We start from the raw sequence: 21,560 nt of genomic DNA on the forward strand, positions 1-21,560 counted from the left end.
AATCTTAGATTTAACAATCTTTTTTATTAAAAAGTATTTGACCTGTGTATTATACCATAGTTTATAGTTATTCTTGAAGGGAGTTGATATTATGTCTACAATAGCATTAAAAAGCAATAACAAAGGCTTAAATAAAAAATTTGTTAAATATGTAATTCCTTCTGTTGCTTCCATGTGGGTTTCCGCTTTATACGTAATGGTGGATGCTATGTTTGTTAGTAAAGGAGTTGGACCAGATGCACTTGCAGCTGTTAATATAGCTATGCCTTATACAAACTTTATATTTGCTCTATCAGTTTTATTTTCAATAGGCTCATCAGCCGTTATATCTATGGAACTTGGCAACAAGGATATTAAAAATGCTAGTAATTATTTTTCTATTACAATAGTAGGGCTAGTTATAATATCTTTTATTATAACTATAATTAGTTTATTATTTTTAGATGAAATAGCCTTATTTTTAGGTGCTACACCTGGGATTTTACCTATGGTTAAAAATTATTTAAGTATTATAATTTTATTTATCGTGTTTTACATAATAAGTTATGCACTAGAAGTATTAATCAAAACAGATGGTTATCCCCATTTATCTACTATAGGAGTTATAATATCTGCTATAACAAATATAGTTCTTGACTATGTTTTTGTTTTAAAATTTAACTGGGGTGTTGAGGGTGCTGCACTTGCTACTGGCCTTGCACGTGCTTTTTCTTTTATATTTTTTATGTTCCATTTTTTTAGTAAAAATTCTAAGTTAAAAATTTGTAAATTTAAATTTGAGTTTAGTTACTTTAAAAGAATAATGACAATAGGTTTTTCAGATTGTACTACAGAGTTGAGTATAGGTATTGTTATACTTTTATTTAATCAGTGTATACTTAAATTCTTAGGAGAAGATGCTTTAGTAAGTTATAGTGTTATTTCTTATATAAACACTTTAGTGTTATCTACTATGCTTGGTATATCCCAAGGGATTCAGCCATTATGTAGTTATTATTATGGAACTAACGACAAATATGCTATAAAATATTTACTTCACCTTTCACTTAAGGTTGTTTTAGTATGTTCAATTTTAATATTTATAGGGTGTATGTTATTTGATGATTTTATAGTCCTTATGTTTATAGATAAATCTGATATGAATTTATTTAATTTTACAAAAAACACTTTTAAGATTTTTTCAGTATCTTTCTTATTACTAGGCTTCAATGTGGTTATCTCAGGATTTTTAGCATCATTAGAAAGAACTGCTGATGCTTGTATAATATCTTTAAATAGAGGTCTTTTTGCTGTGTCTTTATCTTTAATAATTATGATTTTAATATTCGGTGGTAATGGAATATGGATTTCAACAATAGCTTCTGAAGGAATAGTATTATTATTATCAATTATGCTTTTAAAGAGATTTAATAAAAATTTAGACCAACTTACTTATAACCCTACAGCTCACGAGATAAAAACTATATAATCCTATAATGTTTATATTTAACTTAAATACAATATCCTTAAACAAAAAACTATGAAATACATAATTTATAGTAATATATGTATTTCATAGTTTTTTTAATTAGTTTACTTTATAAAAGATTGTCAACAAGTTTTTTACATTCATCTTCTATATCTTCTATATACTCATGTATATATATACCATTTCCACAAGCATATACATTATCCATAGAAGTCATAAATTTATCATTAACCTCTGGTCCTGTTGTTGATGGATTTAATTTTATATTACTTCTCATGGCAACTAGACCATCAGATAACATAGGTCTTGCAAATATTAATGTATCACATTTTACTATTTCTTCTTTGTCGTCTTTGACTAGTTTAACACTCTCTATTCTTCCTTCTCCATAAATTGAATCTATTTCATAGTTATTATATACTTTATCAGTTAAACCATAAGTATCTACATCACTATCTTTAGATATTATACCAACTACATTTATATTTCTATTTTTTAACTCATCTTTTATCATATATAATGTTTTATTATCATATATAAGTATATTTTTTCCTGGTACAATATTCCCCATATTAAGTATTTTATTTGCCATACCTACAGTAAGTATTCCTGAACATCTATCTCCTACCATATCTAATGCTTTTCTTGAACCTTCTTTAGCACCATTTGCAAGTATTATATTTTTTCCCTTTATCTTTTCTATACCATTTGCTGGATTTGTGCAAAGTATTTTATTTTCATCTTCTATCTTTATTACCATTGTATCTAGTTTTATATCTATTTCACATTTCTCAAGTTCTTTTAGTAAAAACTTTTCGTAAGTTTTTCCTGTTATATATCTTTGTTTACTTATATTATAATAACTTAAATTTAAACTTCCTCCCAATACATTATCTTTTTCTATTAATAATATATTTTTTATTCCCTTTTTATAAGCTTCTATGGCGCATATTATACCGCTAGCTCCTCCTCCAATTATAATTAAGTCATATTCTCTCATAGTCTTAATCCTCCTTAAATCCAACAGCTATTGAAGATTTAGAATTTTTATTTACTTCGCTTATATCTATTCCTAATTCTTTGCTTAATATCATACTTATAGGTATCATGCATCCTGTTCCTTGGCACCCACCCATCATGGCACGAGTTCTTCTTTTTATTCCATCAAGAGTTGTTGCACCTAATGGTCTTTTTATAGCATCTATTATTTCCCCTTCTGTAACAAACTCACATTTACATATCATCTTTCCATATGATGGATTTATAGCTATTAATTTATTTTTCTCTTCTATACTTAACTCTGACATTCTAATCATTTTTTTTCTAATTTCTTTAAAGTTTTCTTTTTCCTTTAAATTAATAATATCTGATATAATGTCAACTACGTACTCACCAATAGCTGGTGCCGCTGTTAATCCTGGTGAATCTATACCTATTACATTTATAAAATTTTTACAATCTTTAACTTCTTCAATTATAAAATCTCCACCATTTATTTTAGGTCTTAATCCACTAAAAGTATTTAATATTCTATCTACCGGTATATCCTTTATAGTTTTTTTGCTTTTATATAATATTTCATCTATACCTTCTCTTGAAGTTTCTAAATTATCATTATATTTAGCATTTGGACCTACTAATAGATTTCCATCTACTGTAGGAGTTACTAATACACCTTTACTTAATTTACTTGGAACTTGAAATAGAGTCTTTTCACATAAGTTACCTGAAACTTTATCAAATAAACAGTATTCTCCTTTTACAGGTTCTATTTCATATTTAATCTCACTAACTAGATTGTTTAAATGTGCACCACATAATCCTGATGCATTTACAACTATTTTACTTTCTATTACTTCTTCATCTTCTAAATGTATTTTATATATATTATTTTCTAATTTTATATCTACAACAGCTTTTCCTAGTATAAAATCAACTCCATTTTCTACTGCATTTTCAGCAAAAGCTAAAGCCATTTCATATGGGCTTACTATACCTGATGTCTTTACATGTAAAGCCCCTAATACATCTTTATTTATATTTTTTTCTATACTTAAAACTTTTTCTTTGTCTAAAATTTCTAATCCCTTAACTCCTATTTCTTCTCCATTAGACTTTAATTTTTTTATACTTTCTAATTCTTCTTCATTAAAAGCCAATACTAAAGCTCCATTTCTTTTAAAAGGAAATTGTAATTTATTAGCTAAATCATCCATCATTTCATTTCCTCTTAGATTTAGCTTAGCTTTTAAAGTACCTTTTTTCTCATTGTATCCACCATGTATAATACCACTATTAGCTTTTGATATTCCTTCAGCTACATCTTTATTCCTATCTATTATAGCTACATCTAAGTCGTATTTTGATAATTCCCTAGCTATAGCACAACCTACTACTCCTGCCCCTATTACAGCAATGTCTTTCATATTAGTTCCTCCTTTGTAAAGAGCATTTTAATTTTTTCAATTGTTTAATTTATAACTATATTATATTATTACTATTTTCATAAGTAAAATTGATAATAATAATGATAACCATCAATATTTTTTATGTATAAAAGTAAAATGAAAAGTGTAATCATATAATAATTTCTTATTAAATAATTACACTTTTTATTTTAGTCATTTATCTCTAATTGTCCATACTCTTTATCGCTTTTACTTATCATCTCATGACTAAATTCTTTTACTTCTTTAGTTTTAGCATTCACAGTTATTTCATATTTTTCATTACCTTTTACAAGTACTCCTTTATATTCATCACCATCATGATCTTTATCTAAATGAATACTTTTTATAGTAGCATCAGGAACTTTTTTTAACATTATATCCTTAGCTTCTTTTTCACTTATTAGTTTTTCGCTACTGTTATTTGTTTTATTGTTTGTATTATTATTTTGAATAATTTCTTGCTCATATTCAACTATATCACCAGTTTTTGCATCTACATCTACTTCATAGACTACATTATCTTTAGATACTTTTGAATTATATTTTGGTGTATCATCATTTTCATAGGCTATCTCTACTATATTTCCATTTGGTACTTTTTGTAGTATTATTTCTTGCGCTTGTTCTTGTGATAAAACGGCATCACTATTTCTCATTAGCCAATAACTTAATCCAGCTCCACATATTACAATTACCCCTAGCCCTATGGCTACTGATTTATTAAATTTCATGATATTACTGTTATAAAAATTATAACAGTTTCACCTCCTCTATGTCTTATCAGTATAATTCCTTATTATTAGATATATAACCATTTTTTACATATTCAAACATATTTTTATTTCTATAGACTATAATCTTGATTTTATAGCTTTTCAATATACAAATAGTGCTATATCCTCTTTATATAATTTTAGATATAGCACTAAAGTATTTATTAGATAGAATATTTTTTCAAATCTTCAATAAATTTTATAACATTTTCTTTTTGTGTTGCCCAAGATGTAACGAGCCTTATACATGAACTATTTTCATCTATTTCACTCCATAGACTAAATGAATAATCTTCTTCTAGCTTTTCTATAATTTCATTTTTAAATATTGGGAATAATTGATTAGATGGTGAATCTACCAAAAATTTATATCCTAATTCACTAATTTCTTTTTTTAATATATCTGCCATGTCATTTTCATGCTTACCTATTTCAAAGAATAAATCATCTTTAAATAACTCTAAAAACTGTATGCCAAGTAATCTGCCCTTAGCCATCATTGCACCTTTTTGCTTTATATTAAATCTAAATTCTTCTTTTAATGAATCCTTACATATAACTAAAGCCTCTCCAAATAATGCTCCATTTTTAGTTCCACCTATGTAAAATGCATCAGTTAAATATGAAATCTCACTTAAAGTTAAGTCATTTTCTTTAGCACATAATGCAGAACCTAGTCTCGCACCATCCATATACAATAATAAATTATTTTTTCTACAAACATAGCTTAATTCTTCTAGCTCGCTTTTAGTATATATTGTTCCTATCTCTGTTGAATTAGATATATATACAAGCTTAGGTTTTACCATATGCTCATCAGTATGTTCTTTAAGCACTGATAATATATCTTCTTTTTTTAACTTGCCATCTATAGATTCAACAGAAATAACCTTATGCCCAGTTGATTCAATTGCTCCTGTTTCATGTACTAATATATGACCAGTATTAGCCGATATTACTGCCTCATAAGGTCTTAAAAATGCAGATATAGCTGTTAGATTAGTTTGAGTTCCACCACATATAAAATGTATATCTACATTTTCATTTTTTAACTTTTCTTTAATTAATTCACTCGCTTTTTCACAGTAAGTGTCTTTTCCATAACCTTCACTTTGTTCTAAGTTAGTTTTTACTATTGCCTCAAGTATTTTAGGATGTGCCCCTTCACTATAATCATTTTTTAAACTATACATATTTCCCCCTATTTGTGTGGATAATTATACTTTACTTAATTCTACCATTTATTAAATATTTTTCATATACAGTAAATATGTTTAATAAAAATTTGTTTCTCTTAAAATATGTGTCAGCAAATCATCTCAAAATACTTTTTTACATTTTATGATATATTTACATATCTTATATGTATGAGTTATCAACAGTTTTATTCTTAGTATTAAATCCTTGTACATAAAAAGTACTCTCTATATCTATTAAAAATTATAGAAATCACTTTTTATTATTTAAGCTATATTTAATTTTTCAATAATTTCACTTTCAAGCATATCTATATCCTTTTTATCTAAGTAAATTCTATATAAACTTATTATTAATGATTTTTCTAAGTCATTTTTAGAAGTTTCAAAAATATTTTTATAAACCTCAAATAAGTCTTCTTCATTTAAATTTGGATTTAACTTTTCTAACAATTTTTTTATTAAAATAGACTTATCTTTAGAACTTCCACTTATTAATATAGTAAAGTTTATATTTGTAAAAATATCATTTTGCTTACTTAAAAATTCTTCAATACAACTTAAATTCATCTGTTTATTTATATAATTAATTCTCATCCAAAAATAATTATTTTTTATTGTTATTGTTTCTATATCCTTCTTACTTATAGTTCCTTGAACTATTGAATCTAGTGTCTCATTATCAAAATCTACATATTTTTTTATAATGTTTTTCATATCATTTTTAATTCTATATGGAAACACCATATTCATAGCTAACCAAGCAACTATAGCTGCAATTAAAACAAATATTACTCTATCCTCTAATAATTTAAATATAACAGCACTTGGTTGAAGCATTTTTACAGCTAATATAGCAGTCATAGTTGTAAATATACATCTTATATTATATTTTTTTATAGATAAGGCAAAATATAATGCTATTAAAAACACGGCTCCGATTAGTATTATATTTTTGTCTATCACCCTGTATATTAATTCAAATATTATAGCACCTACAACTGTTCCTACAACTCTATCAATAGCCTTTTTACTTCCTTGTTCTGCATATGGAAGCAATATTAAAGCTAATGAAAGTACTATCCACTTACCTTCGTATATATTAAAATAACCTACTATAAACACAAATATAGAAATTACTAAAGATGCCTTTAAGGCTATATTAAATCTTAGAGATGACATGTTAAAATTATTTTTAAATATATCTATATTTGATTTTAACTTTTTTTGTAAATTTAATCTCTTTCTTATCTTCTCACCTCTAGATTTATCTTCTATATATCTACAAGTTTCATCTATAGCTAACCTTAAGTTATAGTAATTATATCTAGCTAAATTACCTTCTATATTTTCTAATTCTAATTCATTATAGTATTTTCTAAATGTAATTTTTATATCTTTTATATCTTTTTTACCTAAAATATATAAATTTACGTCTTCAAGAATACATTTTAATTTTAGTAATCTATCTTCATATATTTCATTTTCCTTTATATAACTTAGGGTAGTATTTATTTTTTTTAATAGTATTACTATTACTTCTAATATATATATATCATCTAATTCTTTACTAGATTTTTCTATAACCTCATATATATTGATTTGTATAGTTTTAAGTAAGATACTTACTTTTTTGTTTTCATCTTTTATATTTTTATTATCTAATAATAAATCTATCTCTTTTTTTATTAAGTCTATAGCACCTGTAATTTGCTTATCAGTAACTTTATAAAAATTATATTTAGTTATTATATAATATAAAGCCATTATCACAAATGATGAAAATATAAGAGCTAATATTCTTTTAGGCATCTGTGAAAATGTTACTGGATAATAAAGTAAAAGTATATATAACATCATAAATCCAGCAGTTTTTGGCGTTTTAAGTTCATAGCTAAATCTATAATATATCCAAAAGCTTAAAATCAAGCTAACTATATATGCTAAAAAAATATCTAAACTTGCAATATAAGCTGCAACTCCTATAACTATTTGTATCAAAGATAATATGATTATTCTTCTTGGAACATTTATTGTGTGATTCTCCCCAAACATGCTAGCTGCTATAGAAACTGTCGCAATTCCTATTAAAACATTTTCTTTTCCAAATATCATAAATGAAAATATAGCTATTGCAGATATAAGAAATATTTTCATATTTTTTATTTGTTTTTTAATGTCAATTTTCACTTTCATCACCTTCTTATAGAATTTACGTACTTCTTTAAGTATAAATCAAAAATTTTATTTATAATATATTTTTAGTTTTTTTTCTAATTTTTAGATTATTAATTAAATTCCAACTCTATTTTATGCAAAAAAATCTAAGCAACTTTATAATTAATATAAATCATTTGTATATAAAAAAAGTACTTACTATAAATTTTATAGAAAGTACTTTCTTCTTTAATACTGATGACTTAACTCTCCTTTAGTATTATAATCATCATATAATTTCTTTTTTCTTTTCATAAATATAAACACACCAATCATTAGTATTCCCTTAATTATACTACTTATAGTTATACTCCACCAAACTCCAGTAAGTCCAAGTAAGCTTGGATTTGATATTAAGTAAGCTGTTGGTACTCTAAGTCCTGTAAATATAATACTTATTATAGATGGTATTGAAGTTTTACCAAGTCCTTTAAAAGCTCCTGATGTTATTATTTCTATACACATAAACAATTGAGAATATCCAAGTATTTTAAGATAAATAGTTCCTTCTTTAATAGCCATTTCTTCTTGTATAAATATAGTAAATACCTGCTTTCCTAAAAAGACTAATATTAAAGTATTTATAAATCCAAGTATTATAGCTAATATTAAAGTTAACTTAAATCCTTTATTAACTCTATCAAACTTTTTAGCTCCATAATTTTGCCCAATAAAGCTAGATAAAGATGAGGATAAACCTTCTGCTGTCATCCAGGATATAGACTCTATTTGAGACCCTACCTTTTGAACAGCTACTGCTACTGGTCCAAATGACGCCACAACCACTCCTAGTAACATAGAAAATCCTGTAAACAATCCACTTTGTAGAGCTACTGGAAGCCCTACTTTGTATAGTATTTTATAATATGTTATTTCTATATTTCTAAATAGTTTTATTTTAAAATATCCATAATCATCCTTTTTTATTCTATATATAAATAAAGATGTAACTACTATTTGTGCTACGACTGTTGCAATAGCAGCTCCTGCTACTCCAAGTTTAGGAAAACCAAACAAACCAAGTATAAGTATTGGGTCTAGTATAATATTAGTTATAAGACCTACCGCATTTATTTTAAATGGAGTTTTACTATTACCCATTCCATTAAATATAGCTGTAAATACTGGATTTATAAAATAAAATATCATTCCTAAAGATACTATATATAAGTATGTTCTAGACATATCTATAACTTTTATATCGCCTAATCTAAAAAATCCTATTAATCCTTTATTAAACACTATTAAAAATGATGTATATAATGTTGATAGTATAATATTTATTTCTATAGCTGATTTTATATAAGATCTCGTTTTATCAAGATTTCCTTCACCAATACTTTGTGCAACTTTAACTTCCCCACCAATTTTGGATATCATTACAAATGCCATAGCTAACCAAGGAAAAAATCCTGCTGTTCCAACTGCTGCAACTGCACTACTACCAGCCTTGCCGACCCAGATCATATCTATCATGTTATAAGCCATTTGTATAAATGACGTCCCCATTATAGGAAGTGCTAACTTTATTAATTTATCTAATATCTTACCATTAGTTAAATCTATTCTCTTTTCCAAATATTTCACCTCTTTTGTAAACAAAATAAACTAGATTAATATCACTTAATAGTATGTATTTTTAAATATAACTTAAATAAAAAGCATATTTATAAAAGTATATCAGAAATTTTTTTATTTTCAATATAATTAAATTATTTATACATATTTTTAATATATTTTCTATTATAGTAAATAAAGCCTTAAAGTGGTTAAATATTATTAAATCCAACTTTAAGGCTTTTTGCTATTTACTTATTTATACTATATGTTTCATTTCCTCGTAATGTTTTATGTATATTTTTTTCTAATATGACCTTTCCTCTTGATAAGATTTTAATATTATCAACACTCCAATCATCACCATTAGTAACAAAATTATTTTTTCTTATCCAGAAGTTATTTATCTTACTTAAATCAATATTTTTTCCATCTTTAAGCTTTATTATATAATTATCTATTTGACCTTTTTCAAAATCATTTCCTGCATTATCTAACTTCCATTCATATTTTTTATTATCAGAAGTTTCAAATCCAAAATATACGAAATCATCAGTTCCTGCATATTTTTCATTTGAAGTTTTTAAAATAACATTAAATTCGTTTAAGTTCTTAGTATCTGAAGAATCTATTATAGTATTAGATACTTCATTTAAAAATCTATATATAAGCTTAGCTGAACTGATCTGAGAGTTTTTCATAGATTCTACTGCCGAATATTCCCAATCTTTTGTTGAATTTTTCATTGTTGAATAACCATAATATAAATTCTTAGCTTTTTTTGCATATTCATAAGAATTTTCACTCATCCAAGCATCAAAATCTTTATTTTCTAATGCATATTTATAAGCACCATTTTCTGTATTATAATTCATTGAATCTATTGCATAATTTTCTTTTCGTTCTTCAACATAACTTTCAAACTTTACATGTCCTATACTATCAACAGCTGTAATATTGGCTGCATGATAAGGAGTATTCAGATCTCCAAGATAATGTAATCCTTGTCCTAATAAAAAAGTAGCTTCTTTATAATTACCTTTTTCCCACTCATTTTTTGCATCAGTTGTAAATTTTCTAACTTGTGATTCTGCATTATCATATATAGGTGATGCCACATACCACTTATTATCAAGTGTAAAATTATTTTTAGTATCTGGATCCCAAAAATGATCTTGATATAAATCATAAGCATTTGGATCATAATCTGGATATGTCGATCCAAGTTGTAAGTCTCTTAAGTTAGATTTTAGAATATCAAGATTTGACTTTAATAATTGAGGTTCTGATTTGCTTAAATCTTTTTCAATCATTTTAACTGCTTGAGTTGCAATTAAAGCGTGCGTTCCTGTCCCATCTTTTTTACCATCCCAAGCATAAGATGTTGAACCCATAGCTACAAATAACATTGAAATTACAAATGCTTTTGCGCTATTTTTCTTTATATTTCTTATCATAGCCTTGTTTTACCTCCAAATATCAAAATACTTTATAATTAAAAATATATAAAAACGCTTTCTCTTTCAATATTTTTGCATATTTTGTAACTTTTTGTAATTTTTTATAATTTTTTGTATTTCTTCAAGGTAAAATCATTATTTTAAATAATAATTAAAGTGAGGTATAATAACCTCACTTTAATTACATTCTTCACTTTTTTTATTGTACATAAACATATAAAACGATGCGCTAAATATTACAAAATATCCAAATACGCTAAACTTATCGGGAAATACACTAAATAATACTACACTTATTATTGCAGAGAATATTATATTAGAATAATCAAATATAGATATCTCTTTAGCTGGCGCATATTTATAAGCCCAAGTTACACCAAATTGGCCTACAGTCGCAAATACCCCTGCAAGAAGTAAATACATAAGTTGTATCATACTCATTGGCTCATAAGTCATAATCATTATCGGAAATATTACAACTAATGAGAATAAAGAAAAATAAAATACTACAGTCGCTCCATTTTCTTTTTTACCTAATACCCTAAGACAAGTGTATGCTGATGCCGCACATAAAGCACCTGCTACACCCACAATTGATGGTAACATTTCTAAATCAAATGTTGGTTTTATTATAAATAAAGCTCCTACAAATGCCACTAATACAGCAGCTATTTGATTAGTTTTTATCTTTTCTTTTAAAAATAACGCAGAAAATATTATAACAAAGAATGGACTTAACTTATTTAACATATTGGCATCTGATAACACCATTCTATCTATTGCATAATAATTAAATATTATACCAAGTGTTCCAAATGCTGATCTTAAGTTTAATAATCTTCTATTTTCCCTACTTCCAAAATAACTTTGTTTTGCTTTTGTAACCATTATAAATGCTACTACACAAGAAACTAAATTTCTAAAAAATGTCTTTTGAAAAGTTGGTAAGTCTCCTGCTAATTTTATAAAAGCCGACATCATAGCAAATCCAAATGCCGAAACTATTATACATATTATACCTTTACTTCTGTTACTTAACTCTGCCTGCACGATATACCTCCTATGTAATTTTTTTATTTATCTTTTGTATGCAATTATTTATTATATATTAAAAAAAACTATCTAGCTAGTTTTTTATATAATCTCATAATCATAGTCCAACGTTACATTACTTGTGTTTATATTATATAAATTATATTCTTCTCCAAAAAAAGTCAGTAATATTTTTTTACCTTCAAATGGTTCTAAACCTCCATTTATGTCTATTCTCTTAAAAATCTTTTTAGCAAATACTCTGCCAGTAGCATCTTTTAACTCAATCTTAAAGCTATTAATATCATTAATAGTATTTTCTGTTAAGTTTAGTAAATATCCATTAAGGTATAAAGTATTTTTTTCTTCAAATATATTATTTACTATTAAATTCATACTATCTTTCTTTACCTTAAAGTTTCTTGCAGAATAAATACTATTTCTATTTAAATAATTACCTTTTAAATTTTTAAAGTCATAATTATTTACATCTTTTTCAGTAATAAATTTATTATATCTTTGTCTTTTCCTATAATTATAATCGGTAAGTAATAATCCTTTATATATGTTTTTTATATTTGAATCTATTAAGTTACTATACGTTTGTATAATACCTAATGTATCTGCATTAGATATTCCGACTACTCTTTGTTGTATTAAGAGTTCATAATAATTATTGTAAATTTGCTTTGTGGGAAAAATTCCATTTGGTGCATCTACATATGCGTCAACTGCATTTTTAAGCTTACTATTAGGTAAATATAAATACTCCAGATATTCTTTTTCTTTTGATGAAATATCTATTGTATATTTTTTCTTTCCACAATTTACGCTTACCTTATAATCATCTTTAAAAGTTGCGCTACAATTATTATTTTTATAAAATATATCTTGGTTAAATATCTCTATTAATTTACCATCTTCATATTTATATATAACTCCAATTTCAAATCCTCCAGACCCCCCGAATCTGCCTCTAACCATTATTTCTGATTTATTGTCTCCTGTAAAATCTCCTAAAAATAGTTGCATATTATAACCAGAATATTTGATATTAACAGTAATAGGATCACTATTTTCTGATTTTAAAGTAAGGTCTATATTATCGACATAGGGGATTCCTTCAAAAGGATATACTCCTACTAATATTACTTCATCTTTTGAGTTTACTTTACTTATATTCCCATAACTGCTATCTATTAAAACTTTCTTTGTAAGGCTTTCCATGGCTACTCCCCCCCTAAACTATTTTACTCTAGTTATAATATCTTATGAGACTTTATATATTAATGTTATATTTAAAATACACATTATAAACTTACACAAATTAATATACTAGTCAAATTACTTGGCATATATTATAAAGTTATTTTATTAATAAAATTTTTATATTTTGTATATATAAAGTTTTCCTTCTTAGCCTCGTGGTCTTTATCATCTAATATTCTCATATGATAAGCATATATTGCATATTCACCTAGTTTATCTACTAATTTATTGTTTACATATGCCCCAACAAAAGCTCCTATTCCTGGCACTAACTGAAATAACTTTGCTAAATCAATGTAATCTCTATACTCTTGTTGAAAGCTTCTCCAATCAAATGCATTAATATCATCAGATAACTTATGTTTAAAATCATCAAAGCATTCCATATTTTCAAATACATAGTTTACATGCTCTTTACTTGAAAAAGCAAGCTGAAATATGTTTAATATATATAATCTTTCTTTATAATCATTTGTATCAAATCCATATATGCTAGCAATTTCATAAATAAGCTTTATTTTTATACTAAGAAGTAATGGAAAGTCACAAAGCCCTATAAATATGCCTCCTGCCCCTGTTCCAGCACCTTCTATCATAGCAGTTCTCTTATAAATTTTTATCTTTTCAAGAGCTAGATTATCTCTTTCTTCTAAAGATATATCTAGTATAGTTTTTTTAGTAGTATACTTAGACCCAAATAAAACCATTTTAGTCATATTTTTTATAGCTACAGTTAATATTTCGTGGTACTTTTGAGGTAAAACGGAATTTATTTTATTTTGAGTTTCTTTTGATGCTTTATCTATTATAGATGGTTTTTTTCGTATTTTCTTTTTCCATTTTTTTAATTCTTTTAGTTTAATCTCATTATAATTTTGCATTTTTTCACCTATTTAAAATTTATATTATTTATTTACATAATATATTTATTATACATATAGATTTTTAATATTACTATGTACTTATTTTTCCAAACTAAACAAGCTAGTTATCTAACTAGCTTGCTTAATTTCTTATTAAATTATATTAATCCAATTGTTGTATATCTTAATGCTGTGTTCCATCCAATCTACACTTATTCCTTTGTTCATATCATCTTCAATAAAATAATTTTTAGGTATATCTATATATATTTTTTTATTTCTATCCCTTAAATATTCTCTTTTCAAGCATTCTTTATCATACTCATGATGTCCAAATATATAATAGTCATTGTACTTCCCTTTTATAATATGCTCTATACCTTCATCTGTTGTCGATAGTATTTTTATAGATTTACAATTTTTTAAATCCTTCCTATTTAATATAGTGTGCCTAGAATGAGCACATATAAAACCATTATTTATATTTTTGAGTATTTCATCATCACAAAGTATATTATGTTTATATACTCCAAATATCTTCTTATCGAGTATCTCTTTGTTTATTCCATATATATGATTTAAACAAGCCTGCGCTCCCCAGCATATACTTAACATACTTTTTAAATTTTTAATAGAATAATCAAATATATAATTTAATTCATCTATATATTTAACCTGTTTGAAATCTATTTTTTCAATAGGAGCTCCTGTAACTATAAGTCCATCTAAATCATCTTTTACTTCATCAAAGGTATAATAATTTTTCATCAAATATAGTCTATTACAATTTTTGTATACATGCGTTTTAAGCCTTATAAACTTTATATTTATATCCTCATTCATTTTTGAAAATAACTCTAATAAATGAGCTTCTGTCTCTACTTTATTAGGCATAAGATTTAATATACCTATAGTTTTATAATGAGGACTGATCTTACCTAAACTAGATTTTCTATATAGCTTTTTATTATAAATTTTGCTTTCTATTATACAATTATCTACAAATTTGGCTCCATTTATTTTTTTACAAAGATATACAGTCATATTATATTTCCTTAAGTGCTCTATCAAAGTCATTTATTAAGTCATCTATATTTTCTATTCCAACAGATACTCTAATCATCTCTAAACTAACTCCACACTTTATCTTATCTTCATCAGACAACTGGCTATGAGTAGTACTAGCAGGATGAAGTACTGATGTTTTATTAAATCCAAGATGTATTGCCAAATCTACTAATTTTAAAGATTTTATAAAAGTCTTAGCTTCATTTATTCCACCTTTTATACCAAATGTTAATATTCCACTTCCACCTTTTAAGTAAGTTTTTACTTTCTTATAATCTTCTCTACTTTCTAAGTATGGATAGTTTACCCAGCTTACTTTTTCATGATTTTCTAAATACTTTGCTAATACTAAAGTATTTTTACTATGTTTTTTCATTCTAAGATGAAGTGTTTCCACTCCTAGATTACTTAAAAATGCATTAAAAGGGCTCATTGTGCTACCTAAATCTCTAAGCAGTGATGCTCTTAACTTTGTTATATAAGCACTTTCCCTAAATTCCTCAACATATTTAATATCATGACAACTAACATCTCCATCACTTAATAATGGATATTTCCCATTATCCCAATTAAAATTACCACAATCAACAACTATTCCTCCAAGTGCCACTGCATGACCATCTATATATTTTGATGTAGAATGTATAACTATATTTGCACCAAAATTTATAGGATTACATAAATACGGGCTTGCTACTGTATTGTCAACTATAAAAGGAATATCCCCCTTTTTAGCTATTTCACTTAATTTCTTAAAATCTAATATATCTAGTCCTGGATTTCCTATAGTTTCTCCATATATAGCTTTAGTATTTTCATCTACTAAGGATAGTATATATTCTTTATCATCATTATTGGATACAAATTTTGTTTCTATTCCAAAACTTCTAAGAGTTATATTAAATAAATTATAAGTTCCACCATATAGTGATGATACTGATATTATATTGTCTCCACTTTTGCATATATTTAAAATAGCTAAAAGCACCGCCGATTGTCCTGAACTAACTGCAACTGCTCCGACGCCACCTTCAAGATATGCTATTTTTTCTTCAAAATTTGCTACTGTTGGATTGCTTATTCTACTATACATATGGCCATCTGCTTTTAAATCAAATATATCTGCCACTAAGTCTGGATCTTCATATTTGAAGGTTGTACTTTGAACCAAAGGATACACCATAGGCTCCCCAACATTTGGTTTATATCCCCCTCTTACACATAAAGTTTACTTGTTATAATTTTTCATAAAAAAAGCCCCCTTTTATCTAGGAAGCCTTTTATTAACGCAACAAATCAATATGCCTTTTATCTCTCAGGAAAACTCCTGCAGGATTTAGCACAATTCTAACTAAGTTAGCTGTTGCCAGGCTTCATAGGGCCAGTCCCTCCACCATTCTTAATAAAAGACTTTCTATTTATTTTTATTATTTAATAAGTATTATATATTATAATTATCGAAATTATAATTTAATAAATTAATTTATATATATTTATATGTATATGTTCATAAAATATTTTATACTATAACTTACCATTTTTGCTTAATTATTGATTATTCCAAATTACTATATTCTATAAAATTTTGTCTAGTTTTGAGCTTTTACTACATATTTATTTCTAACCTCTTTAGGTAGAATATTCCATACATAAACTGCTAAAGAGAAATCTAACATACTATGTATTATAGTTCCAACTCCTATTAATCCTATAACAGATACTAAAAAACCTTGATTATAAAATCCTTCCGAAAGGTTTGATGAAAAATAAAAAGGTATAATTACTAAAACTTCTCCAATAGCATGAATTAATCCTATAACAAATGAATATCCTAAAGAACTTTTTATACTCTTTATAAGATCCCTATTTTTGTTTAAGTAAATACACCCAATACTAACAAATAATAAATGACTTAGTGCTCTAATTACAATTGGTAATGGGAAACCACCAAATAAAAAACCTATTGTAGTTCCAAGTGTTACAAATAGAGCAGTCTTTGATGATATAAACATAGCTATAAATATTGGTATATGACTAGCTAATGTAAAAGATGCCGGTTCTAATATTATTTTAATTGGTGAAAACATTGGTATAATAATTCCCATTGCACATAAAAGTGCTGATAATACAATATTTTTAGTTCTCATATCTCTCCTCCAAATATATTTTTTAATTTAGTATATTTAATTCATATTACATGTGTCTTTACATATATATTTACAGTTTAGTGACTAAATTTATAATTGTCAAATACTTTTTTATGTTTATTCATTTAAGCTTGCTTACATATATAAAATTAATTTATTCATATTTATAATTTTTTAATATTGATAATATCAACTAATATGCTATAATTTACATAAATTTTCAATGAGTGGTGATATTATGAATGAATATATTGGAATAATCATAAGAAATCAAAATGATAAGTTTTTACTTTGTGATGGAAGCTTTTATATAAAAACTAGATTAGATTCTAATAGGGATATTGAGGATATAATAAAAACTGAAATATATAACGTATTAGAAAAAGACATATTTAAGATAAGAAAAATTTTTGAAGAAAAAATCATTCATAGATATGAAGAAATAACACTTTACTTAGTTGATGTTGGAGTTTATACCAATGACTACGATTTTATATCAATAGACAAGATATTAAGTGAAATTATAAATTTTGATGATAAAAACTATTTTAATGAATATATATTAAAACCTGAAGAATACTCTAATATACTCTCAACTACATTTACTTTGCTTATGCTTGTTATCACAGTTAATATATTTCATTTACCACAATTTATACACAATATTTCTTCATATACTCTAAGTGGATTTTCACTTATTTTTATATATGCAATATTTAATAGATACTTAAAATCAAATTTAATAACATACTTATCTTACTTTAAATTTAATGTTAAAATTGCTAACTATATAACATCACTTTTACTAGTTATATATTGTATAATAACTTTATTTTAAATACTAGCTATATATATATGAATCTATAATCAAATTTTTAAGTAAAATATAGCACAAAAGCTACTTTAATTTTATATAATCTAAGGATTTTCTATTCTTTTACTACCAATTCATTCTTTACTTTATAAAGATTAAGCAGTATAATAATGCCAAATACATCAATTTATAATTTTTTATAAAATAAATATATAATAATAATTTTATAACCAATATAGACTTAACTAATAAAATTTATAGGTTACTTATCTTATTTCTTAAGCCATACAAATAAATTCATTTCAAAACACTTTACAAAAGACAACTTTAGGAGGATGACTTATGTGTTTAAAATTAAGAAAAATAGCAATAGTAGGTACGGGACTAGTTGGATCTAGCTGTGGATTTGCACTAGTTAATCAATGTGTATGTGATGAACTTTTAATGATTGATATAAATGAAGAAAAAGCTAAAGGCGAAGCTTGGGATTTAACTCACGGAGTAGAATTTATGTCTCAAAGAACTAAAATAAGACAAGCAACATTTGCAGATTGTAGTGATGCTGATATTGTTATATTTACTGCAGGACCAGCACCTAAACAAGGTCAATCTAGACTTGATACTTTAGAAGTTAGTGCTTCTATATGTAACTCAGTAATTAAGGAAATAATGAAATCAGGATTTGATGGTTTCTTTGTAGTTGCTTCAAATCCAGTTGATATAATTTCATATCATATATGGAAGTTATCTGGACTTCCTAAAAACAGAATAATAGGAACAGGAACTACCATAGATTCATCAAGATTAAAAAACTTCTTATCTAAATATTTAGATGACGTAGACACAAGATCTATACATGCATATTCTATGGGTGAACATGGAGATTCTCAGATGGTTCCTTGGTCAAATGTTAGCATTGCAGGTAAACCTCTTCTAACCCTAATTGAAGAAAATGAAAAACTAAAAAAAGAAATAGATTTAGATTATTTAGTAGAAAAAACTGCTAAAGCTGGTTGGGAAGTATATAATAGAAAAGGTACTACTTACTATGGTATAGCTTCAGCAGTTGTTGGAATCATAAAATCAATATTTAGTAATGAAAGAAGAATTTTACCAGTTTCAGCTTTACTTGAAGGTGAATATGGAGAGACAGATGTGTATACAGGAGTCCCAACTATAATAGGTATAAATGGAGCTGAAAAAGTTATAGAAATTGATATGACTGAAGAAGAGAAGACTAAGTTTAAACATTCAAATAATATACTAAAACAATATTTAAAAAGCATTGGATATTAATTTATATATCTTAATAAAAAGTAAGGAGGAACGAATCGTTCCTCCTTACTTTTTATTAAAATTATATAGTTTTGTCTTATTTATAAAATACAATTTAGACTAATATAAATACCCTTTTTCAGTTAAAGAGGTTATAACTTGCTTATAAGTTTTTTCATCTTTGCACTTTATCGTGTGAAGATGTACACCATCTGTTAAATGAGATAGAGGGCTAGTTTCTTTTGAATTTAACTTGTTTATAAATTCTTTTACATCTCTTCTACATTCTAAGTGCAGATTGCCACTAATTTGACCATATATACTATGCTCTACTATTACCTCCTCAACTATAACACCTTCATCAACTATAGTATTTAATTCATCTTCTATATCTTCTTTATCATGCTTACAAGCTATAGTTTTTATTATATAATTGTCTTCTTTATTGTCATTTAATATATACCCTCTTGGAGTAGATATAATATGGATGCCACTAGCTCTAAGAAGAGCAACATCTCCTACTATAACTTGTCTACTTACATTAAGTTCACTTGATAGTTTTGATCCACTCACAGCTTTATTTTTATTTTTTAGTAGATTTAATATCTTATCTCTTCTATCTGAACCTGTCATTTTAATACCTCTTTTCATATACATGCTATTTTTATTATATCTTAATAAATGTTGCTTATCTATAAAATAATATAAAATATCTATAGCAAAACTACATTTAATTCATAATAAAAGTCTGAGTATAATACCCAAACTGTTATTATTTATATAATATAATTTTAATATATTTAACAGTAAACTCTTTAATTTATTATGCCAATTTAATCACTGTACCATCTTTAGTATCTTATTATAATTATATATATTTTTTTCTTATTTAATATATAAATTTGATACTATTAACTACAACCAGTGCATCCATGGCAGCCTGCACCTTGAGGCATATTATCAACATTTATTATAAATCCGTTAGGTGTTTCTATAATTGTCACATCTTTATATTTCTCATACTCTAACTTATCCATAACAAAATGTAGTCCATCTATAAAATACTCCACATCGGATTCTTCTTTTTCATCTAATGCTAGATTAAATATTGCTCCGCTACATCCAAATCCTGCAAAATATATTCTTATTGTGCCCGGTTTATCTTTATTTTTTTTCTATTATACCTTTTAATAAATTTATTGCAGATTGTGGTAAATTTACCTTCATATCTAGTACCTCCATCTATTTATATATACTTATACTTATTCAATAAATAGATTATTGATGTTATTTAAAACTAAAAATTGATTGGTAATAATGAATTAATAACTAAGACTAAATATAAAAGTATAATAATGATATTTAACCATTTATATATGAACAATATAGCTATAAACTCTCGAATCAGCGCGCTTGGGAGAAAATAAAAAGCTGTAGGAGCTCCTACACCATTTGCCTTTAATCCAACCTTACGAGCAAATATTGATGCACGGAATACATGATAATTATTAGTTACAAAAATACATTTATAATTACCTGATTTATCCATGATTGCCTTAGAAAACTTCATGTTCTCATACGTTGTTGTGGATTTATCCTCAGCAATAATATCTTCATTATTTATACCTTGTGATATTAAGTATTTTTTCATAGCATATGCTTCTGAAACTAACTCATCTGGACCTTGACCTCCAGATACAATTATCTTAGGTAAATTCCCTCTGTCTTTTTGATCTTTATATATATCAATTCCTTTATCTAATCTACTTTTTAAAAGAGGTGGTACTCTATCTCCAATCAATCCAGAACCAAGAACTATTATATAATTTATATTGTTTCTTACTGGTATCACTTGGTATATATATGAATAAATTAAATAGCTTATAAACATAAATCCTAAATATACTGACATTACGATTATTGATATAATAACCATATAAGTAAACATATTTAATTTATTACCATGATATA

The 21,560-nt window shown here is 25.6% G+C and carries 18 protein-coding genes, 1 pseudogene and 1 riboswitch; of the genes and pseudogenes, 3 read left to right on the plus strand and 16 right to left on the minus strand.

Annotated features, from left to right (window positions below; translation table 11 throughout):
• Positions 1–91: 91 nt before the first annotated feature.
• Positions 92–1,468: an MATE family efflux transporter gene (locus tag I4U66_RS06305; protein WP_092925489.1), complete on the plus strand. Its 1,377-nt coding sequence runs from the start codon at positions 92–94 to the stop codon at positions 1,466–1,468.
• A gap of 109 nt (positions 1,469–1,577) precedes the next feature.
• Here the strand turns inward: I4U66_RS06305 and I4U66_RS06310 are convergent, their stop codons facing one another.
• The 13 genes and pseudogenes from I4U66_RS06310 to I4U66_RS06370 all read right to left on the minus strand — a co-directional run bounded on the left by I4U66_RS06310 (position 1,578) and on the right by I4U66_RS06370 (position 17,500).
• The gene (locus tag I4U66_RS06310) at positions 1,578–2,468 is read right to left on the minus strand and encodes an FAD-dependent oxidoreductase (protein ID WP_092925487.1); all 891 of its coding nucleotides are present in this window, start codon (positions 2,466–2,468) and stop codon (positions 1,578–1,580) included.
• 4 nt (positions 2,469–2,472) lie between these two features.
• On the minus strand, positions 2,473–3,894 hold the full coding sequence (locus I4U66_RS06315) for an NAD(P)/FAD-dependent oxidoreductase (RefSeq protein ID WP_092925485.1): 1,422 nt from the start codon (positions 3,892–3,894) through the stop codon (positions 2,473–2,475).
• Positions 3,895–4,085: 191 nt separating this feature from the next.
• The gene (locus tag I4U66_RS06320; protein ID WP_092925483.1) at positions 4,086–4,649 is read right to left on the minus strand and encodes a PepSY domain-containing protein; all 564 of its coding nucleotides are present in this window, start codon (positions 4,647–4,649) and stop codon (positions 4,086–4,088) included.
• A 206-nt stretch (positions 4,650–4,855) separates the two neighbouring features.
• Positions 4,856–5,884 carry a threonine aldolase family protein gene (locus tag I4U66_RS06325; RefSeq protein WP_195928608.1) on the minus strand — a complete coding sequence of 343 codons (1,029 nt, stop codon included), beginning with the start codon at positions 5,882–5,884 and terminating at the stop codon, positions 4,856–4,858.
• 270 nt (positions 5,885–6,154) lie between these two features.
• Positions 6,155–8,077, minus strand: coding sequence for an FUSC family protein (locus tag I4U66_RS14930; RefSeq protein WP_195928609.1), 1,923 nt, complete (start codon positions 8,075–8,077; stop codon positions 6,155–6,157).
• 216 nt (positions 8,078–8,293) lie between these two features.
• Positions 8,294–9,682, minus strand: a complete 1,389-nt coding sequence (locus I4U66_RS06335) for an MATE family efflux transporter (RefSeq protein WP_092925477.1) — start codon at positions 9,680–9,682, stop codon at positions 8,294–8,296.
• Positions 9,683–9,912: 230 nt separating this feature from the next.
• Complete coding sequence (locus I4U66_RS06340) at positions 9,913–11,118, minus strand: zinc dependent phospholipase C family protein (RefSeq protein WP_092925475.1); 1,206 nt, start codon at positions 11,116–11,118, stop codon at positions 9,913–9,915.
• A gap of 180 nt (positions 11,119–11,298) precedes the next feature.
• On the minus strand, positions 11,299–12,171 hold the full coding sequence (locus I4U66_RS06345; RefSeq protein ID WP_330383730.1) for a DMT family transporter: 873 nt from the start codon (positions 12,169–12,171) through the stop codon (positions 11,299–11,301).
• Positions 12,172–12,255: 84 nt separating this feature from the next.
• Complete coding sequence (locus I4U66_RS06350) at positions 12,256–13,380, minus strand: hypothetical protein (protein ID WP_195928610.1); 1,125 nt, start codon at positions 13,378–13,380, stop codon at positions 12,256–12,258.
• A gap of 131 nt (positions 13,381–13,511) precedes the next feature.
• The gene (locus I4U66_RS06355) at positions 13,512–14,303 is read right to left on the minus strand and encodes an EcsC family protein (RefSeq protein WP_195928611.1); all 792 of its coding nucleotides are present in this window, start codon (positions 14,301–14,303) and stop codon (positions 13,512–13,514) included.
• A gap of 135 nt (positions 14,304–14,438) precedes the next feature.
• Positions 14,439–15,329 (minus strand): homoserine O-acetyltransferase/O-succinyltransferase family protein, encoded by an 891-nt coding sequence (locus I4U66_RS06360; protein WP_195238154.1) that lies wholly within the window; start codon positions 15,327–15,329, stop codon positions 14,439–14,441.
• Between the two features lies 1 nt (position 15,330).
• A pseudogene (locus I4U66_RS06365) lies at positions 15,331–16,569 on the minus strand (O-acetylhomoserine aminocarboxypropyltransferase/cysteine synthase family protein); the annotation flags it as partial.
• 89 nt (positions 16,570–16,658) lie between these two features.
• Positions 16,659–16,762, minus strand: a riboswitch (SAM riboswitch).
• Between the two features lie 180 nt (positions 16,763–16,942).
• On the minus strand, positions 16,943–17,500 hold the full coding sequence (locus I4U66_RS06370) for a hypothetical protein (protein WP_195928612.1): 558 nt from the start codon (positions 17,498–17,500) through the stop codon (positions 16,943–16,945).
• 238 nt (positions 17,501–17,738) lie between these two features.
• On the opposite strand from I4U66_RS06370, the gene I4U66_RS06375 reads away from it, so the two are divergent.
• Positions 17,739–18,338, plus strand: coding sequence for a hypothetical protein (locus tag I4U66_RS06375; RefSeq protein WP_195928613.1), 600 nt, complete (start codon positions 17,739–17,741; stop codon positions 18,336–18,338).
• 318 nt (positions 18,339–18,656) lie between these two features.
• Positions 18,657–19,610 carry an L-lactate dehydrogenase gene (locus I4U66_RS06380; protein WP_195928614.1) on the plus strand — a complete coding sequence of 318 codons (954 nt, stop codon included), beginning with the start codon at positions 18,657–18,659 and terminating at the stop codon, positions 19,608–19,610.
• 99 nt (positions 19,611–19,709) lie between these two features.
• Here the strand turns inward: I4U66_RS06380 and I4U66_RS06385 are convergent, their stop codons facing one another.
• From I4U66_RS06385 to I4U66_RS06395, 3 genes are all read right to left on the minus strand, one after another.
• On the minus strand, positions 19,710–20,222 hold the full coding sequence (locus I4U66_RS06385; protein WP_195928661.1) for a transcription repressor NadR: 513 nt from the start codon (positions 20,220–20,222) through the stop codon (positions 19,710–19,712).
• A gap of 278 nt (positions 20,223–20,500) precedes the next feature.
• Complete coding sequence (locus I4U66_RS14735; RefSeq protein ID WP_240275773.1) at positions 20,501–20,659, minus strand: hypothetical protein; 159 nt, start codon at positions 20,657–20,659, stop codon at positions 20,501–20,503.
• Positions 20,660–20,886: 227 nt separating this feature from the next.
• Positions 20,887–21,480 carry a YdcF family protein gene (locus tag I4U66_RS06395; protein WP_207743618.1) on the minus strand — a complete coding sequence of 198 codons (594 nt, stop codon included), beginning with the start codon at positions 21,478–21,480 and terminating at the stop codon, positions 20,887–20,889.
• Positions 21,481–21,560: the final 80 nt, after the last annotated feature.

The sequence above is a fragment of the Romboutsia sp. D33t1_170424_H2 genome, assembly GCF_015669105.1.
Lineage (GTDB): Bacteria > Bacillota > Clostridia > Peptostreptococcales > Peptostreptococcaceae > Romboutsia_C > Romboutsia_C hominis.